At 66.0% G+C, this 12,847-nt stretch carries 14 protein-coding genes; 8 read left to right on the top strand and 6 right to left on the bottom strand.

Annotation, left to right across the window (positions count from 1 at the left end; all coding sequences use genetic code 11):
• Positions 1–189: 189 nt before the first annotated feature.
• Positions 190–1,197 carry an ABC transporter substrate-binding protein gene (locus UNPF46_RS08055; RefSeq protein WP_142249627.1) on the bottom strand — a complete coding sequence of 336 codons (1,008 nt, stop codon included), beginning with the start codon at positions 1,195–1,197 and terminating at the stop codon, positions 190–192.
• A gap of 100 nt (positions 1,198–1,297) precedes the next feature.
• Between UNPF46_RS08055 and UNPF46_RS08050 the strand changes: the two genes are divergently transcribed.
• The 6 genes from UNPF46_RS08050 (at position 1,298) to UNPF46_RS08025 (ending at position 6,519) form a co-directional block, all read left to right on the top strand.
• Positions 1,298–1,945: a TetR/AcrR family transcriptional regulator gene (locus UNPF46_RS08050; RefSeq protein WP_142249626.1), complete on the top strand. Its 648-nt coding sequence runs from the start codon at positions 1,298–1,300 to the stop codon at positions 1,943–1,945.
• A gap of 99 nt (positions 1,946–2,044) precedes the next feature.
• Entirely contained in the window at positions 2,045–2,815 is a 771-nt protein-coding gene (locus UNPF46_RS08045) for an ABC transporter permease (RefSeq protein ID WP_142249625.1), read from the top strand.
• A 26-nt stretch (positions 2,816–2,841) separates the two neighbouring features.
• On the top strand, positions 2,842–3,879 hold the full coding sequence (locus UNPF46_RS08040) for an NAD-dependent epimerase/dehydratase family protein (protein ID WP_142249624.1): 1,038 nt from the start codon (positions 2,842–2,844) through the stop codon (positions 3,877–3,879).
• Positions 3,866–4,687, top strand: a complete 822-nt coding sequence (locus tag UNPF46_RS08035) for a GNAT family N-acetyltransferase (protein ID WP_142249623.1) — start codon at positions 3,866–3,868, stop codon at positions 4,685–4,687. The genes UNPF46_RS08040 and UNPF46_RS08035 overlap by 14 nt, the downstream gene beginning before the upstream one ends.
• A 6-nt stretch (positions 4,688–4,693) precedes the next feature.
• A complete protein-coding gene (locus UNPF46_RS08030) occupies positions 4,694–5,749 on the top strand; it encodes a dihydrodipicolinate synthase family protein (RefSeq protein ID WP_142249622.1) in 1,056 nt (351 codons plus the stop codon).
• A complete protein-coding gene (locus UNPF46_RS08025) occupies positions 5,737–6,519 on the top strand; it encodes an ABC transporter ATP-binding protein (protein WP_142249621.1) in 783 nt (260 codons plus the stop codon). Before UNPF46_RS08030 ends, UNPF46_RS08025 begins: the two co-directional genes overlap by 13 nt.
• A 145-nt stretch (positions 6,520–6,664) precedes the next feature.
• Here the strand turns inward: UNPF46_RS08025 and UNPF46_RS08020 are convergent, their stop codons facing one another.
• The 3 genes from UNPF46_RS08020 to UNPF46_RS08010 all read right to left on the bottom strand — a co-directional run bounded on the left by UNPF46_RS08020 (position 6,665) and on the right by UNPF46_RS08010 (position 9,163).
• Positions 6,665–7,756, bottom strand: a complete 1,092-nt coding sequence (locus tag UNPF46_RS08020; RefSeq protein ID WP_100175717.1) for a TRAP transporter substrate-binding protein — start codon at positions 7,754–7,756, stop codon at positions 6,665–6,667.
• Between the two features lie 117 nt (positions 7,757–7,873).
• Positions 7,874–8,131, bottom strand: a complete 258-nt coding sequence (locus tag UNPF46_RS08015) for a hypothetical protein (protein WP_100175718.1) — start codon at positions 8,129–8,131, stop codon at positions 7,874–7,876.
• 66 nt (positions 8,132–8,197) lie between these two features.
• On the bottom strand, positions 8,198–9,163 hold the full coding sequence (locus UNPF46_RS08010) for a DUF2778 domain-containing protein (protein WP_181769836.1): 966 nt from the start codon (positions 9,161–9,163) through the stop codon (positions 8,198–8,200).
• A 200-nt stretch (positions 9,164–9,363) separates the two neighbouring features.
• Here UNPF46_RS08010 and UNPF46_RS08005 point away from each other — a divergent pair, with 200 nt between their 5' ends.
• Together UNPF46_RS08005 and UNPF46_RS08000 are read left to right on the top strand one after the other, a co-directional pair.
• A complete protein-coding gene (locus tag UNPF46_RS08005; RefSeq protein ID WP_142249619.1) occupies positions 9,364–9,801 on the top strand; it encodes a DUF1810 domain-containing protein in 438 nt (145 codons plus the stop codon).
• 93 nt (positions 9,802–9,894) lie between these two features.
• On the top strand, positions 9,895–11,976 hold the full coding sequence (locus tag UNPF46_RS08000) for a methyl-accepting chemotaxis protein (protein WP_142249618.1): 2,082 nt from the start codon (positions 9,895–9,897) through the stop codon (positions 11,974–11,976).
• Between the two features lie 5 nt (positions 11,977–11,981).
• On the opposite strand, the gene UNPF46_RS07995 is transcribed toward UNPF46_RS08000, so the two are convergent.
• On the bottom strand, positions 11,982–12,572 hold the full coding sequence (locus UNPF46_RS07995) for an NADPH-dependent FMN reductase (RefSeq protein ID WP_100175722.1): 591 nt from the start codon (positions 12,570–12,572) through the stop codon (positions 11,982–11,984).
• Positions 12,573–12,631: 59 nt separating this feature from the next.
• Entirely contained in the window at positions 12,632–12,835 is a 204-nt protein-coding gene (locus UNPF46_RS07990; protein ID WP_100175725.1) for a hypothetical protein, read from the bottom strand.
• Between the last annotated feature and the right edge of the window lie 12 nt (positions 12,836–12,847).

The raw sequence follows: 12,847 nt of genomic DNA, 5'->3' as shown, positions 1-12,847 counted from the left end.
GCCGGCTCACGGCGTCAAGCGCCAAGGACCCAACGGCTTCCCGCCCACCATCATTATGACAGGCTTTTCAGACACAGGGACCCAGGCCGCCCGGATCATGCTCTCGGCACAATGGGCCCCGACTCTGCAGCGCACCGTCAAGGGACCCTGCGCTGCGTCCGGGGCACGAGAGGAGCGCGCGGCGCCCCCCTACTTCTTCACCTTGCTCGCATCCATCTTGATGCTCGGATCCAGCATCTTCGTCGTAAACGCCGCCGTCACATCGAACGGCTTCTCCATGCCGAGATAGGTCTGGACCAGCTCGTAATCCTTCTTCATCCGCTCGCCGTCGATCCAGCCGAGACCCTTGGTCGTCGTGAACTCGTCCGTCATCAGGAACTTGATGCGCTCCCACTGGCGCTCCTGGTTCTCCTTGTCGAGGCCGGAGACCTGGTCGAGCAGCGCCTTCAGGCACGGCGTGGCGTCGGCGACGCAGGCCGCGAAGGCCTTCTGCGTGACACGCACGAAGTCTTCGACGACCTTCGGATTCTTCTGCAGGTACGCGCCGTTGACGATCAGCGAGTTGCCGTAGGGGTTGAGCCCGATGTCCTTCCAGTTGACGTAGCCGAGGTCCTGGCCGAACTCGATCAGCTTCAGATCGTGCTCGTTGTAGAAGTCGCTGATGATGTCGACGGTGTGGCTCTTCAGCGCCGCGATCTTCGCGGTCGGCCCGACATTGACGAAACCGACGGCATCGGGCGCTAGTCCTGCGGCCTTGGCGAAGGCCGGCCACATCACGCGCGAGGCGTCCCCGGGCGGATTGCCGATCTTGTGACCGGCAAAATCCTTGACCCCGTTCACGCCATAGCTCTTCAGCCAGTAGAAGGTCTGTCCGGTATTGGCGTAGACGCTCATCACAGCGACCGTGTCGGCGCCCTTGCTCTTGGCCACCAGCATGGTGGCGAGATCGGCGACGCCGAAGGGCGAGCCGCCGGAGCCGACCTTGGCGGCGGAGACGCCGGAGCCTTTGCCCGTCTCGATGGTGAGGTCGATGCCGGCCTTTTCGTACCAGCCTTGCGCCTTGGCGTAGTAATAGGGCGAGTGATCGGCCGTCGGCGTCCAGTTCAGGATCAGGTTGACGGCCTCGCCCGCGCTCGCCGGCACCGCCGGCAAACCGAGCATGAGGGCCACAACAGCCGCCGTCTGCAAACGCTTCATCGCATCTCTCCTCGTTGCCGCGACCCGGCTTGTCGCTCTCCCCGTGTGAGGATACCAATGCAACAAGCCCGCCCTCCACTTGTCAACTGTTTGGTTGGAAATGCCCGCAAGACGATCTGGCGACACCGTGCCGCAGCGGCGCGACCCCGTCGCCACCCGCAAGAAACTGCTCACCGCGGCCCGCCAGGAATTCGCCCGGCACGGCTTTGCCGGCGCCCGCGTCGACGAGATCGCGATGCGCGCGGGCGTCAACAAGCAGCTCGTCTACCACTATTTCGGCGACAAGGACGCGCTCTACCTCGCCGTGCTCGAATGGGTCTATGAGGACATCCGCGAGCAGGAGCGCAAGCTCAATCTCGAGGGCCTGCCGCCGGAGAAGGCGATCCTCCGACTGATCGAGGCCTCGTTCGACCATCTGGCCGCAAACCCTGATTTCATCGTGCTTTTGAACGACGAGAACCGCGGCGGCGCCCGCCATGTCCGGGGCTCGACGCGGCTGGAGGCGATGCACTCCCCCCTGGTGAAGAGCGTCTCCCACATCCTCAACGAAGGCGTGCGCGCGGGCGTGTTCCGCAAGGGGATCGATCCGGTCCAGCTCTATATCTCCATTGCAGGCCTCAGCTATTTCTTCTTCTCCAACACCCCGACGCTGTCGGCGATCTTCGGCAAGGACCTGTCGAGCCGCACCGCACGCCGCGCCCGCCGCCGGCACGTCGCCGATCTGGTGCTGCATTCGCTCCGGCCCTAATCAACCAAATGGTTGAAACTTCCCCCGAGGACGGCTAGGCTTGCGACTGCTTGGGCTGAAGATTTGCGGCATCGCCGCCGCGCCGACAGGGAGCAATCGGTGGCAGGAGACAGGGCACGCAGCTGGCGCAGTTTTGCGATCATCCTGGTCGTGCACCTCGCCGTGCTCGTGCTGTGGCAGGTCGCGGTCGACGCCTTCCACGTGCCGAAATTCATCCTGCCCTCCCCGCTCGCGACGATTAAGACGCTGGGCACCGCGAGCTACGCCTGGGGCGCCAACACGCTGGTGACGGCGGTCGAGATCCTCGGCGGCTTCGCGCTCGGCGCCTTCGTCGGTGTCGCCCTCGCCGTGATCTTCAGCTGGGCGCCACTGCTCAGCCTCGTGCTGCTGCCGCTGTTCGTGACGCTGAACATGATCCCGAAAGTCGCGCTCGGCCCACTCTTCATCGTCTGGTTCTCCTACGGCATCGTTCCGAACATCCTGATCGCCTTCAGCATCTGCTTCTTCCCGATCCTGCTCACCACCGCGCGGGGCCTGCGTGAGGTCGAGCCGGACCTGCTCGACCTCGTCAAATCGCTGCGCGGCTCGCGCTGGACGCTGTTCCGCAAGATCCAGCTGCCGGGATCGCTGCCTTACGTCTTCTCCGGCATGAAGGTCGGCGCCATCCTGGCGGTCGCCGGCGCCATCGTCGGCGAGTTCATCGCGTCCGAGCGCGGGCTCGGCTACCTCATGATCCAGGTGCAGTCCTCGCTCGACACGCCCGCCATGGTGATGGCCGTCGTGCTGCTGACGCTGCTTGGGGTCACCCTCTATGGCCTGGTGCTCGCCCTCGAACGCATGTTCGTGGTCGGCGACGCAAGACAAAGCTGACAACGGCAGAACCGAGGGACAAATCCATGCTGCTCACCCGCCAGACACTGCCGAAGACCATCCCCGATATCGCGGCCCTCGACGATCTGCTGTGCCGCCCGACCCAGGCCCTGATCGACGACCTCGCCAAGGTCGAGGGCGACATCATGATCCTCGGCGTCGGCGGCAAGATGGGCCCGACGCTGGCGGGCCTTGCCAAGGCGGCCGTGCCGGATCGCCGCGTCATCGGCGTCGCCCGTTTCAGCGAGGCCGGCGTAAAGGACTGGCTGCACGCGCGCGGCGTCGAAACGATCAATTGCGATCTGATGGACGAGAAGGCGATCCAGTCGCTGCCGAAGACGCCGAACATCGTCTTCATGGCCGGCAGGAAATTCGGCGCCGAGGGCGATCTGTCGCTGACCTGGGCGATGAACGCGCATGTGCCGGCGCTGGTGGCGCAGGCCTTCCCGTCTTCGCGCATCGTCGCGTTCTCGACCGGCTGCGTCTATCCGTTCGTCCCCGTCGACGGCACAGGCTCAACCGAGGACATGGCGCCGAATCCGCCCGGCGAATACGCGCAGTCCTGCGTCGGCCGCGAGCGCATGTTCGAATATTTTTCGCGCAAGTTCGGCACGCCGGGACGCCTGTTCCGCCTCAATTACGCGATCGACATGCGCTACGGCGTGCTGCACGACATCGCGACGAAAGTGCTGGCGGGCGTGCCGATCGACGTCAGCCTTGGCCACGTCAATTTCATCTGGCAGGGCGATGCGTCGGCGCAGGCGCTGCGATGTCTCGCGCACTGCACGTCACCGACCTCACCGATCAATGTCAGCGGCCACGAGATCCTGGCGGTGCGCGATCTCGCCCAGAAGTTCGGCGCAAGGTTCGGCCGGGCGCCGGTGCTGACGGGCAAGGAGGAGCCGACGGCGTGGCTGACCGACACGTCAAAGGCGGTCGAACTGTTCGGCCTTCCGGTCGTCGACACCGAGCAGTTGATCGCCTGGACCGCGGACTGGGTCTCCCGCGCCATGCCGAGCCTCGGCAAGCCTACCAAATATGAGGTGCGCGATGGCCGTTACTGACGGTGCGCCCATCCTCAAGCTCGGCACCGACGACGCGATCGCGGGGCTCGCGCTGTCGACGGAGGCGCACTGGAACCAGACCGAGGAGGACTGGCGCATCTTCCTGCGCGACGGCGTCGTGTTCGGCATTCGTGACGGCATGCGGCTGATCGCAACCGCAGCACTGCTACCCTATCCCGGCAACAACGCCTGGATCAGCATGGTGCTGGTGTCAGGCACGCATCGCCGCCGCGGCCTTGCCACGCGCCTCGTCGATGCTTGTCTCGAAACCGCACGCCAGAACGGTCTGACGAGCTGGCTCGACGCCACGCCGGACGGCGCTGCCGTCTACGGGCCGCTGGGGTTCACCCCGACGCTGCAATTGCGCCGCCTGAGGCTGGCGCGGCCCGGACAGGCCGATGCGCCGCCATTGTCGTCCGCGCCCCTCGAAGCGCTTGCCGAGCGGGACCAGCGAGCCACCGGCTTCGACCGGACTGCCCTCCTCTCGGCCTTCGCCCAGCGCGCAGGCTCGCGCATCGTCGCCGCGAACGGCGCCATCGCGCTGGTGCGTGACGGCCGGACCGCCCGCCATATCGGCCCGTTGTTCGCCGACAATGCCGCTGCGGCTCTGACCATGGTCGACGAGATCGCGCACTCCGAGACCGGCCCGCTCCTGCTCGACGCCATCGCGTCGCAAGATGCATTCCTGGAAGGACTGACCGCCACCGGCTGGACCATCGAGCGGCCATTCCAGCGCATGCGGTTTGGCCCCGCCGCCGTCACGGCCGAGGAACTGCCATTCGCCGTCGCCGGCCCCGAATTCGGATAGGACATCATGCACCACAGCCAGATCAATGCCGACATCCGCAAGCTGATCGCTGAGGGCACCGTGCTGCCGGCGCATCCCCTCGCGCTCACCGCCGAGCGCCAGCTCGACAAGCAGCATCAGCGCGCGCTGACGCGCTACTACATCGACGCCGGCTCGGGCGGCCTTGCCGTCGGCGTCCACACGACGCAGTTCGCGATCCGCGATGTCGGCCTCTACCGTCCCGTGCTCGAGCTCGCGGCCGAGACCGCGGCCGCCTGGACCAAGCGTCCGCTCGCGATGGTCGCGGGCCTTGCGGGTCCGACAGGACAGGCGGTCGCCGAGGCCCGCACCGCACGCGACATCGGTTATCACGCCGGGCTGCTCAGCCTCGCCGCGATGAAGAGCGCTTCCGAGGACGAGATCATCGCCCACTGCACCTCGGTTGCCGCCGAAATTCCGCTGGTCGGCTTCTATCTGCAGCCGGCCGTCGGCGGCGTCATCCTGTCGAGCCGGTTCTGGCAACGCTTTGCCGAGATCGACAATGTCATCGCGATCAAGATCGCGCCGTTCAACCGTTATCGGACGCTCGACGTGCTGCGCGGCGTCGCGGCGGCGGGCGCGCTCGACCGTGTCGCGCTCTACACCGGCAATGACGATCACATCCTGCTCGATCTGATGCTGCCGTTCGATCTGCGCGACAAAGGCGTGACGACGCGCACGTACTTCAAGGGCGGCCTGCTCGGCCATTGGTCGGTGTGGACGGCGAGCGCGATCAAGCAGTTCGAGCGCTGCAAGGCGGTCCGGCACAAGGACAGCGTGCCCGCGGACCTGTTGGCGCTCGATGCCCGCGTCACCGATTGCAACAGTGCCTTCTTCGACGTCGCCAACAATTTCCACGGCTGCATCGCCGGCTGCCATGAGGTGTTGCGGCGCCAGGGCCTGATGAAGGGCCTGTGGTGCCTCGATCCGAATGAGGGCCTCAGCCCCGGCCAGAAGGAGGAGATTGACCGCGTCTATCGCGAGCATGCCGACCTCAGCGACGATACGTTCGTCGCCGCGAACTTGAACAAATGGCTGGCATGAGCTCGCCCCCCTTCATCAGCCTGCAAGGCGTCCGGAAGGTCTATCGCTCCGGCGGCGCCGAATTCCTGGCGGTGTCCGACGTCACTATGGACGTGCAGGAAGGTGAGCTGGTCTCGCTGGTCGGCCCCTCCGGCTGCGGCAAGACCACCGTGATGAAGATCCTGGCCGGCCTGCACGGCGCCGACGGCGGCACGGTGAAGATCGGCAACGCCGGCAGCCCGTTCGATCCGACCCGCGATATCGGCATGGTGTTCCAGCAGGCCCTGCTGCTGAAATGGCGCACCATCCTGGACAACGTGCTGCTGCCGGCCGAGATCGTCGGCCTGCCGATGAAGGCCGCGCGCGAGCGGGCGCGCGATCTGCTCAACCTGGTCGGGCTTGCCGGCTACGAGCAGAAATATCCGCAGCAGCTCTCCGGCGGCATGCAGCAGCGCACCGCCATCGCGCGCGCCTTCATTCACGATCCCAAGCTGATCCTGATGGACGAGCCGTTCGGCGCGCTGGACGCACTGACGCGCGAGCAGATGAACCTGGAGATGCTGCGGATCTGGCGCGAGAGCGGCAAGACCATCATCTTCGTCACGCACTCGATCCAGGAAGCGGTGTTCCTGTCGTCGCATTGCGCCGTGCTGACCGCGGGGCCCGCGAAGATGGCCGACTATTTCCCGATCGACCTGCCCTTCCCGCGTGATCTGCCGCTGAAGACCACGGATGCGTTCGGCGCCTATGCCAGGCGGATCTACGCGAAGCTGGGCTTGGGGCCGGCGTAATTCGCCACACCGCTGTCATTCCGGGCGCGACGAAGCCGCGAGCTACGATGCGCGATTGCGCATCTGAGAATCCATCGGGCCGCGATACGCGTGGCGAAATGGATCCGGGCTCGCGCCAAGAGGCGCGCCCCGGAATGACGCCGTCTCAGCTCTTGTTGCGCGCCTTGCTGAGCAGGTAGTTGTCGTAGAAGTTTTCCGCGATCTGCGTATAGAACAGCAGTTCCTTCATATAGGCGTCGTGGCTTTCCTTGGTCCGCTTGAACAGGTCGCTCTTGGCGGCGAGCTCGTTCAGATGGTCCTGGGTCGCGTTGTAGCAGGCCTCCAGCACGGGCTGCGGGAATGCCTTCAGCTCCGCGCCATTGGCAAGCAGCCGCTTCAGCGCGGCCGGGTTCACGCTGTCGTATTTCTCGAGCATCCAGGCGCCGGCCGCAGCGCCCGCCTGGTTGACGATGGCCTGGTACTGCTTGGGCAGCGAGGCCCATTTCTCGTCGTTGACGATCATGTGCAGCATGGCGCCGCCTTCCCACCAGCCCGGGAAGTAATAGTATTTGGCGACCTTCTGGAAGCCGAGCTTCTCGTCGTCATAGGGGCCGACGAACTCGACCGCGTCGATCGTGCCCTTCTCCAGCGCCGGATAGATGTCGCCACCCGCGATCTGCTGCGGGACGACGCCGAGCCTTGCCAGCACATGGCCGCCCATGCCTGCGATGCGGAATTTCAGCCCCTTGAGGTCGTCGACGGTCTTGATCTCCTTGCGGAACCAGCCGCCCATCTGGGTGCCGGAATTGCCGCACAGAATGGCGTGCGCCTTGAACGGCTTCAGCGCCTCATTGGTGAGGTCGGCGCCGCCGCCGAAGTGCCACCACGATTCCTGGTGGCGATGGTTCATGCCGAACGGCGCGCCGGTGGCATAGGCCAGCGCCGGCTCCTTGCCGATGTAGAAATAGAGCGGCGTCTGCGCCATCTCCACCGAGGCCGTGCTGACGGCATCGAGCGCCTGCAGGCCGGGAACGATCTCGCCGGCGCCGAAGGTCTGGATCTGGAATTTGTTGTCGGTGGCCTCCGCAACATATTTCGCGAAGGTCTGCGCCGTGCCGTAGATGGTGTCGAGCGACTTCGGGAAGCTCGAGGTCAGGCGCCATTTGATCTCGGGCGCGCTTTGCGCGATCGCAGGTGCAGCAACCAGCGTGGCAGCGCCAGCGACCGCGCCACCTCTAAGGAATGTCCGGCGTTCCATGATGAGCTCTCCTGAAAGTAAGTTTCAAACATATGGGCTTGCAGCGACGATCTTCGCGGATCGTTTGCCCGTTCCTGTCCCGGAGTTCAAGCCGTACGGAGAAGGCCCGCAGGCCGTTCAGAGCAGCTTCGCGCTCACGAACAGCGCGCGCACGGCATTGGTGGCCTGCACCGCCAACATCGCGTTACCGGCAGCGCCTTCCAGAGCCGCGACGGCGTCCTCGTGCAGGGAACGGAATTCCATCCACTCGACCGACTTGAAGTTGGTGAGGAATTGGTAGGCTTGGCCGACAGTCGCGATCGCCAGCGTGTCACCGTTCAGCTTGATCTTGAATGTCGTACGCAGCGGGGTCGCAGAACTTGATGGATCGCTCATGGGCTGCTTCTGGACGATGACGGCTTAACGAAGGGGAAACGGCAGCCCCGCCGTGACAGGCAAATATCAGGAGTCGGTGCTCGCACGCTGCGAGGCGGTCGCCGCTCCGCTCAGGCTCGGCACCACGACAAGACGGTTGAACTCGCCATTGTCCCAGGCCTTGAGGAAACGATCATAGTCCTTGATCGAGACGCAGCCGTTGGAATCGCCGCGCGGGCCCAGCATGTAGCTGTGGGTCAACAGGCCGACCCGGCCAAGGGCGCTGGTGCCCTCCGTCGGAGTCAAACGCAGCGCCCGGACGCCGTGGAACAGCTTTTCGCGCGGCTTTAGATCGTAGATCGCGGGCGGGGTCGCACCGACCATGCGCTGGTCGACATGGTCGGGGTCGTCCATCAGCGCGCCCATGCCGGAATGGGCCTCCAGCGCGACGCCGCTCGGCAGGTAGAGCGCCTTGGCCTTGATGTCGTAGACCGCCGTCCGCGAATCATAGCCAAGGGCGGCGAGATCCGGCGCCTTGCCGAACAGGCCGTCGCCGGGCGTGAGCGATGCCAGCCTGATCTTGTCGGTGAATTTTTCGAAGAAGTTGCGGTTGTCGACCCTGGGGTTGGTCTCGGCATAAGCCTGGCTCGAGGCGATCTGTGCGGAGAAGTCCGCCTGCGCCGGGCGCGAGCGCGGCATCGGGATGGCGTCGGCACGTTGCGAGGGCCTCCTCTCGTCAACCACGTGCCGGTCGTCGTCGGTCAGGGTCGAACGCCACTCGTCCCCCTGGAGCTTCTGGGCGAGCATCGCCTTGGCGTCGCGGAGCTTGAGCTGGACCGCACTCAGGGCGGAACGCTCAAGCGTCCTGAGGCCAAGGTCCCGGGCCGCCGGATTGCCGGACGCCGAAGCGAAACGGTCTTCAAAGGACGGGGTGTTGGCAGGCGGCAACGCGGCGGAGGCCAGCGGGGTCGAAGCGCCCAGCTGCGCCCCCCCGATATCAGCGATCCAGGCAGCAGCGCCCAGCGCCAGCGCGACGGCAGCCAGAGACAGCAAAACGCGCTCGGCCCGCCCGACACGGCGGCGCGACAACAGCCTCTCGGCGTGTGCTGCGTCGGAAACCATCAGATCCCCAAATCGACCCCCGGGGGGCCCAACCCCCACCCGGAGACTCTATACCAGCTACCACATTGGGAGCCAAAAGTTAGGCATAATCGCGGCCGGCAAGGGCCGACGAGGCACCCCCGGGGTATCCAATGACCGATCCTTTCGACCTCGAGCGCTTCGTTCGAGCCCAAAACCCGGTTTATCGCGACGTCCAGGGGGAGCTGGCCCGGGGGCGGAAGCAGAGCCACTGGATGTGGTTCGTCTTCCCGCAAATCGCTGGCCTCGGCTTCAGCGCCATGTCGCAGCGCTACGCTATCGGTTCCCGTGCCGAGGCCAGGGCCTACCTCGCCCATCCCGTGCTCGGGGCGCGCCTGATCGAATGCACCAGCCTCGTGCTCGCCATCCAGGGCCGGAGCATCAACGCGATCCTCGGGACGCCGGATGACGCCAAATTCCAATCGTCGATGACGCTGTTCGGCGCGGTGTCCGATCAGCCCGTCTTCGGCGAGGCGCTCGACCGGTACTTCGCAGGCGAGCGCGACACTGCGACGCTGGAGATCCTCGGCGCATTGGATCGAAGGCGGTGAGACCGCCTGCCGCCAAGCGAGCGTAAACCCGGGATTAACACGGGCAAACTATCGTCCGGGCAAAATAATTCCCCGTCATTTGCCGGACAGATCATGAAAATTGGTACGCTCCTGACCACCGCGATCGTTTCGCTCTCCACGGTGGGCGGCGGCCTCGCCGTCTACGTCGCCGTGACGAAGTACCAGACGATGGACCGGATCAGCGAGGCTCAGGGCCGGCTCGCGATCGTCCGTGCCGCCAGCGACATCCCGCGTTATCTCAACCCCGAGCGCGGCTTTTCGACCAACATCCTCTACGGACCTGCGACCATCGACCCCGCGCTGCTCGCCGAGCAAGGCAAGCTGCGCAAGCAGACCGACGGTGCGCGCGACAAGATGAACGCACTGCGCAAGGAGCTGCCCGGCTCGCTCGACGACGGCAACACCATCGGCAGCAGTATCGACGGCATCGACGCGAAATTCACGGCGCTGCGTGAGGCCATCGACAAGGCGCTCGCGGGACCTGCCGAGGCACGCAAGGACGCCGCCAAGAAGATCGTCGCCGACAACGCCGTGCTCAACAGCGGCGTGACCGCGCTGCTCAACGAGCAGGTCCGCCGCATGGCGATTCTGAACGGCGACGCCTACCGGCAGGCGAGCTACGCCAATACGGCCATGACGCTGCGCGACGTCGGCGGCTTCAACTCCAGCCTGCACAAGAATCTCGTCGGCGGAAAGAAGCCGGCGACCGACGCCGAGAAGGCCGACATCGGCCGCTCGCAGGGCCGCAACGACCAGCTCGTGATGGCGCTGCTCGAATTGCGTGGCAATCCGGCGACTCCGGCGAACGTCGCCGCGGCACTCGAGAAGTTCAATTCCATCTATGTCGAGGAATTCGGCCGCGAGCTCAAGCTCGTCAAGGACGGTGCGGTCACCGGCAAGTACGAGCACGACATGGAGACCTATTACGCCGCCACGCAGCGTGGCCTCAGCACCATCATCGAGGTTCGCGACGCGTTCTATGACAACGCCGAGCATATCCTCGCCGGCGCCTCCTCCGCCGCGCGCACCAGCTTCATCATCGCGCTTGCAGGCCTTGCCGCGGTCCTGATCGCGAGCGTCGGCCTCATCGTGGTGGTTCGCCGCCGCGTCTGCGCCCCCATCGTCAACCTGACGGGCCGGATGTCGCGGCTTGCCGAGGGCGAGGTTGCGGACAGCATCCCCGGCGCCGAACGCTCCGATGAGATCGGGGCGATGGCCGCGGCCGTCCAGGTGTTCAAGGACAACATGATCCGGGCCGACCGGCTCGCGGCCGAGAAGCAGGCCGAGAACGACGGCAAGATGCGCCGTGCGCAGGCGCTCGACGAGCTCACCCGCGCGTTCGAGGCCAAGGTCACCGAGCTCGTCGGCGGTCTGTCCCAGGCGTCCTCGACCATGGAAAGCACCGCGCAGTCGATGACCTCGACGGCGGCCCAGACCAACAGCCAGGCCGCGGTCGTCGCCGCCGCCTCCGAGCAGACCTCGACCAACGTGCAGACCGTCGCCAGCGCCACCGAAGAGCTGACCTCCTCGATCTCCGAGATCGGCCGCCAGGTCGCACAATCCACCGAGATCGCGGCCCGCGCCGTCGAGAACGCCCGCCGCACCGGCGACACCGCGCGCACGCTCGCCGAGGGCGCGCAGAAGATCGGCGACGTCGTCACGCTGATCCAGAGCATCGCCGAGCAGACCAATTTGCTGGCGCTGAACGCGACGATCGAGGCCGCCCGCGCCGGCGATGCCGGCCGCGGCTTTGCCGTGGTCGCCTCGGAAGTGAAGTCACTGGCGGGACAGACTGCCAAGGCGACGACCGAAATCTCCGAGCAGATCACGGCGATCCAGACCGCCAGCGACGAGACCGTGGCTGCGATCCGCAACGTCGCCGACGTCATCGGCGAGATCGACCAGATCGGCACGGCGATTGCCGCGGCGATCGAGGAACAGGGCTCGGCCACCAAGGAAATCGCCCGCAGCGTCCAGGAGGCCGCCCGCGGCACCCAGGAGGTCAACACCAACATCTCGGGGGTGCAGCGCGCCGCCGACGACACGGGAGCCGCCGCCAGGGAAGTGCTCGGCGCCGCCGAGCAGCTCTCGACGCAGTCGCGCGATCTCGCCGACCAGTTCGACCGTTTCCTCGGCGAGGTCAGGGCCGCCTAAGCAAGTTAATAAGGCGGCGCTTTCCGCGCCCGCTGGGCTTTTGCCGCCTCGATCCACCAGGCGAGATCATCCGCAAAGCGGGGGAACGAGCGCTCCAGCGCCTTGCCGCCCTCGCCGATCGGCTCGGCGTCCGCCGACAATGTCTGCGCGATCGGGCCGACGCCGATGGTGCTCGACACCACCACCATGCCCATCTCCGACAACGTGCCGTGCCAGGCGGTTGCCGCGCGCGCGCCGGACAGGCGGCCGGCCGAATAGCTCACGATCGCGGCCGGGCGCCAGAACCACTCTTCGAGGAAGTGGTCGGTGAGGTTCTTCAAGCCCGGCTGGATGCCCCAATTGTATTCGCCGGTGACGAAGACGAAGCCGTCGGCGCCGCGGATCTGCCCCGCCAGCTTTTCCAGCGCCTCGGGCGCCGCGCCCCTGGGATATTCCTTGTACATGCGGTCGAGCATCGGCAGGCCGACCGCCTTGGCGTCGATGAATTCAACGTCCTCGCCGCGGGCGCGCAGCCGATCGATGACGAAATTCGCAAGGCGGATGCCCATGCGGTCGGAACGGTAGGAACCGTAGAGGACGAGAATGCGATTGCTCATGACGGCCGCATGCTACCACGAAACTGGAGCGTAGAACGATCTGCTTTGCCGCGGCGTCTTCAATGCGTGGCGCGATGGCTGGCGCGGCGCGGGATGGACCGGCAGGCCAGCCCTTCGGCCAGCAGCTTCATGTCCTCATGCCGGCCGCTGCGAATCAGCCGGCCGAACTCCTCGGGTGTGAAAGGAAGAGATGGGTCACTATCGATCGGGCGCCGCAGCCGCGGGCCGAAGAACCGCCGAACCAGGCTAGCCAGCCGCCGCATGTCAATTCCCTC

Origin of the sequence: Bradyrhizobium sp. UNPF46, assembly GCF_006658625.1 — a bacterium.
Classification (GTDB): Bacteria; Pseudomonadota; Alphaproteobacteria; order Rhizobiales; family Xanthobacteraceae; genus Bradyrhizobium; species Bradyrhizobium nitroreducens.
This window is presented reverse-complemented; position numbering and strand designations above follow the sequence as displayed.